Below are 5165 nucleotides of genomic sequence, written 5' to 3'. Positions count from 1 at the left end.
AGATCGCCCCCATCGGCGACCAGTCCCTATTCGTCTCCGGCGCGATTTCCGGCGTAGCGAAAGAAGGCGTCATTGCCGCCGCCCTGACCAGCCTGATGATCCTGTTGTTCCTGGGCAGCTGGCGCTCCACGGTGATCATCGCCATTTCCATTCCGCTGGCTATCTTAGGTTCCATCGCGGCGCTGTCGGCCATTGGCGAAACCCTGAACATCATGACCCTCGGCGGCCTGGCGCTGGCGGTGGGTATCCTGGTGGACGATGCCACGGTGACCATCGAGAACATCAACTGGCACCTTGAGCAAGGCAAGGAAGTAGAGGAGTCCATCCTTGATGGCGCGGCGCAGATCGTCACCCCGGCATTCGTGTCGCTGCTGTGCATCTGCATCGTGTTCGTGCCGATGTTCTTCTTGAATGGCGTGGCGCGCTTCCTGTTCGTGCCGATGGCCGAGGCTGTGATGTTCGCCATGGTGGCCAGCTTCATCCTGTCGCGCACCCTGGTGCCGACCATGGCCAACTACCTGCTGCACAAGCACCAGGCGGGCGAGGAACATGGCCATTCGATGGCGCCTTCGCGTAATCCGCTGGTGCGTTTCCAGCGCGGCTTCGAAAAGCGCTTTGAAAACATCCGCGGCGGTTACCACGGGCTGCTGGCGTTGGTAATGGAATACCGCAAGGTGTTCGTGATCGGGTTCCTGGCATTCGTGGTGGCGACCTTCGCGCTGGTGCCGTTCCTGGGCAGGAATTTCTTCCCGTCGGTGGATTCGGGCCAGATCCTGATGCACGTCCGGGCGCCGGTGGGTACCCGCGTTGAGGAAACCGCGCGCATCTTCGCCGACATCCAGGCGTCGATCCGCCGCATGGTGCCCGAGGAAGAGCTGGGCACGGTGGTGGACAACATCGGCCTATCGATCTCGGGCATCAACAATGCCTATAACAACACCGGTACCATCGGCGAGCAGGACGGTGACATCCAGATCGCGCTGAAGGAAGACCACGCGCCCACGGCCAAATACGTCAAGGCCTTCCGCGAGCGGCTGCCGCGTGAGTTCCCCGGCGTGACGTTCTCCTTCCCGCCGGCGGACATCATCAGCCAGATCCTGAACTTCGGTTCGCCCGCGCCGGTGGATCTGCAGATCCGCGGCAATAATATCGGCGCGAACTTCGACTTCGCCAACAAGGTGCTGCGCGAGATCCGCCGCGTTCCGGGCGTAGCCGATGCGCGCATCCAGCAGTCGCAGCAGAACCCGGTGTTCAACGTGGATGTCGATCGCACCCGCGCGCAGCTGGTGGGCCTGACCGAGCGTGACGTCACCAACAGCCTGGGCGTGAACTTCGCAGGTTCCAGTCAGGTCGCCCCGACCTACTGGCTGAATCCGCAGAACCAGATCTCCTATCCGATCGTCATGCAGACGCCGCAATACAGCCTGGACAGCCTGCCCGCACTTGAGAACCTGCAGGTGTCCGGTCCCGGTGGTTCGCAGATCCTGGGCGGTTTCGCAAAGCTCACGCGCACCAACTCCAACGCGGTGGTTACCCAGTACAACATCCAGCCGGTGGTGGAGATCTACGCCACCACGCAGGATCGCGACCTTGGCGCGGTGGCCACGGACATCCAGAAGATCATCGATGCCCACCAGAAGGAATTGCCCAAGGGCTCGAGCATGGCCCTGCTGGGCCAGGTGCAGACGATGAACAACGCCTTCAGCGGCCTGATCTTCGGCCTGCTCGGCGCGGTGGTGTTGATCTATCTGCTGATCGTGGTGAATTTCCAGTCGTGGAGCGATCCGTTCGTGATCATCACGGCGCTACCCGCGGCGCTGGCCGGCATCATCTGGATGCTCTTCGCCACGCACACCACGCTCTCGGTGCCCGCGCTTACCGGCGCCATCATGTGCATGGGCGTGGCCACGGCCAACTCGATCCTGGTGGTGAGTTTCTGCCGCGAGCAGCTGGCCCTGCATGGCGACGCCGCCAAGGCAGCGCTCGAAGCGGGTTTCGTGCGCTTCCGCCCGGTGCTGATGACGGCTCTGGCCATGATCATCGGCATGGCGCCCATGGCGCTTGGGCTGGGCGAGGGCGGCGAGCAGAACGCCCCGCTGGGCCGCGCGGTGATCGGCGGCCTGGTGTTCGCCACTGCGGCCACGCTCCTTTTCGTACCTGTCGTTTTCGCCATCATCCACGGGCGGCATGCCCGCACCGCACCCGCGGCGCCTGCTTCCGGAGAACCTGTCCATGTCTGACAACATCACCAAGCCCTCGCGTCGCGGCTTGCGACTAGCCGGCCTCATTGCCCTGGTCGTGGTCGTGGCCATCGTAGTGGCCGGCATCGCCACCCGCGCCGCGGATGCCCGCCGGCTGCGCACGTGGACCGACGACCAGGCCGTGCCCACGGTCACCGTTGCCCCGCCGTCCCCGGACATTGACGGCGCGCCGCTGCAGTTGCCCGGTCGCACGCAGGCCTATTCGCGTGCACCGCTGTTCGCCCGGGTCAGCGGCTACCTGAAATCGTGGTCGGTGGACATCGGCGGCAAGGTCAAGGCAGGCCAGTTGATCGCCGAGATCGAAACGCCCGACCTCGACCAGCAACTCCTGCAGGCCAAGGGAGCACTTGCCAGTGCACAGGCCAACGCAGCGCTGGCGGCAACCACCGCCAAACGCTGGCAGTCGATGCTGGGCTCCGATTCGGTATCCAAGCAGGAAGTGGATGAAAAAACCGCCGACTACACTGCCAAGCTCGCCATGCAGCGCGCGGCGCAGGCGGATGTGGACCGGATCCAGGCGCTGAAGGGCTTTACCCGCATCATCGCGCCGTTCGATGGCGTGGTCACCGCGCGTAACACCGATGTCGGTGCGCTGATCAACGCCGGTGGCGGCACGGGCCCGGAACTCTTCGAGGTGTCGGATATCCGCAAGCTTCGCGTGTATGTGCGCGTGCCGCAGAACTACGCCCCGAATATCCACAACGGCGACACCGCCGAGCTCACCGTGCCTGAGTACCCGGGCAAGAGCTTCAGCGCGAAGGTGGAAGCCTCAGCCGGCGCGATCAACGCCGAGTCGGGCACGACCCTGGTGCAGCTGGCCGTGGATAACGCCGATGGCAAACTGATGCCCGGTGCCTTTGCTAATGTCAGTTTCAAGCTGCCCGCCGACGCAAATGCCTTCAGCATCCCGGCCAGTGCACTGGTATTCGATGCCAAGGGCATGCGCGTAGCGACGCTGGGCCCCGACAACCGGGTGAAGTTCAAGCGCGTGACCGTTGCCCGCGACCTGGGCAAGACGATCGAACTGGGCTCCGGCGTCGACCCGCAGGATCGCGTCATCGAGAACCCGCCCGATGGGCTGGACGATGGCGATCCGGTGAAGCTTGCTCCCAAGGACAACACGGCGGAAACCCATGGCAAGGCCTGATCGCGCGATCCTCGTCGCCGCGCTGACAGCCCTGCTCGGCGCGTGCTCGCTTGCACCGAAGTACGAAGTCCCCCAGGTACCGGTGGCCGACCAGTACAAGCAGGTAGGCCCGTGGGCACCAGCCCAGCCTGCCGATGCACTGCCGCGCGATGGCTGGTGGCATGCCTATAGCTATTCGCGCCTGGATCAATTGCAAACAAAGCTTGCCGTCAACAACGCCGATCTCGCCGCGGCGCTGGCGCACTATCAGCAGGCCGAAGCCTTCCGCAAGGAAATCCGCTCAGGCCTGTTCCCGACCATCGGCGTCGATGCCAATGCCCAGCGCGACCGGCAGTCCGATACCAGGCCGCTGCGCGGCGCACTGGGGTCACCAACCTCGCCGCGTGCGTACAACTCGTTCACCGTCGGCGCGGACCTCGACTACGAGGTCGACCTTTGGGGCCGCGTGCGCGACAGCGTAAAAGCCGGCAATGCCGAGGCCGAGGCCGCCGCGGGCGACTTTGCTTCCGCGCGGCTAAGCCTGCAGGCGCAGCTGTCGGACAGCGTGATCGTGCTCAACGGCCTGGACCGCCAGATCGACCTGCTTCAGCAGAGCATTGTGGCTTTCGAAAAAGCGTTGCAGCTCACCGAGGATCGCCATGCCGGCGGCATCGCCTCGGGGCTGGATGTGGCGCGCGCGCAGACACAGGTCTCCAGCGCACGTTCGCTGCTGAAGCAGACCCAGGCCCAGCGCGAGATCACCGAGCACGCGGTTGCCGTGCTGGTGGGCGATTCAGCGTCGACGTTCTCGCTGCCGACGGATCTCACCGCGGTCAACCTGCCGGCGATCCCGGTGGGCGTGCCTTCGACCCTGTTGCAGCGCCGTCCCGACATCGCCGCCGCCGAACGCCGCACCGCGGCGGCCAATGCCCAGGTGGGCGTGGCCCGGTCGGCGTACTTCCCGCAGATCACGCTGGATGCGCAGGGCGGCTACCAGAGCGCGCTCTATGGCGGCCTGTTGAATGCACCGAATCACTTCTGGTCGCTGGGTCCGAGCTTCCTGTTGACGCTATTCGATGGCGGCCTGCGCAAGGCCGGCGTTGAAGCCGCCAAGGCCGCCACCGACGAAGCCGGCGCGAAATACCGCAGCGTGGTGCTGAACGCCTTCGCCCAGGTGGAAGACAGCCAATCCCAACTGGCCGACTTCGCCTCTGCCATTGAAGACCAGCAGGCCGCGGCCGACGCCGCACAGAAAACCCTGGACCTTTCACTCGAGCGCTACAAGCAGGGCGCCGTCGGCTACCTGGACGTCGTCACCGCCCAGCAGACCGCACTGGATGCCAAGCGCAGCCTGATCGACCTGAAGACCCAGCAACTGCGCGCCAGCGTCCAGCTGGTCAAGGCCCTCGGCGGCGGCTGGCAGCAAACCTGACCTAGACCATTAAGACCATTAGGGGTCAGAGTCATTTAAACCCATTGGCCCGCGAGGGCCGCGTAAATGACTCTGACCCCTTAAGTGTCTTAAGTGCGGTGGCCTTGCTGTCTGTCCGTGTCCAGTCGCAAGTTGTCCGCGGACACGGCCCCAGGCCTTGCATCTTGCGCTGCAGCGCGCCTTCGCAGTGGCACGCTGGTTGCTACGCTACCTCCCAAGGGGAACAGGGGCGACACGGATGGGTAGTTATTACGTGCAGTTGGCGCTGGGCAGTTTCCGGCGCAACCCAGTGCTTACGGCGCTGATGGTATTGGCCATTGCAGTCGGGGTGGCCATGTCGATGACG

The 5165-nt window shown here is 64.7% G+C and carries 3 protein-coding genes; all 3 read left to right on the top strand.

Going from position 1 to position 5165, the window contains the following annotated elements:
• Positions 1-2240: efflux RND transporter permease subunit (locus VK519_RS15175; protein ID WP_324351119.1), on the top strand; the 2240-nt coding region annotated here is incomplete at its 5' end.
• Entirely contained in the window at positions 2233-3408 is a 1176-nt protein-coding gene (locus VK519_RS15170; protein WP_324351117.1) for an efflux RND transporter periplasmic adaptor subunit, read from the top strand. The genes VK519_RS15175 and VK519_RS15170, both read left to right, overlap by 8 nt.
• Positions 3395-4819, top strand: coding sequence for an efflux transporter outer membrane subunit (locus VK519_RS15165; RefSeq protein ID WP_324351115.1), 1425 nt, complete (start codon positions 3395-3397; stop codon positions 4817-4819). The genes VK519_RS15170 and VK519_RS15165 overlap by 14 nt, the downstream gene beginning before the upstream one ends.
• Positions 4820-5165 lie beyond the last annotated feature (346 nt).

Origin of the sequence: Pinirhizobacter sp., from assembly GCF_035317885.1 — a bacterium.
Taxonomy (GTDB): Bacteria; Pseudomonadota; Gammaproteobacteria; order Xanthomonadales; family Rhodanobacteraceae; genus Pinirhizobacter.
The sequence above is the reverse complement of the archived record's forward strand: the minus strand, read 5'-3'. Positions and strand labels throughout refer to the sequence as shown.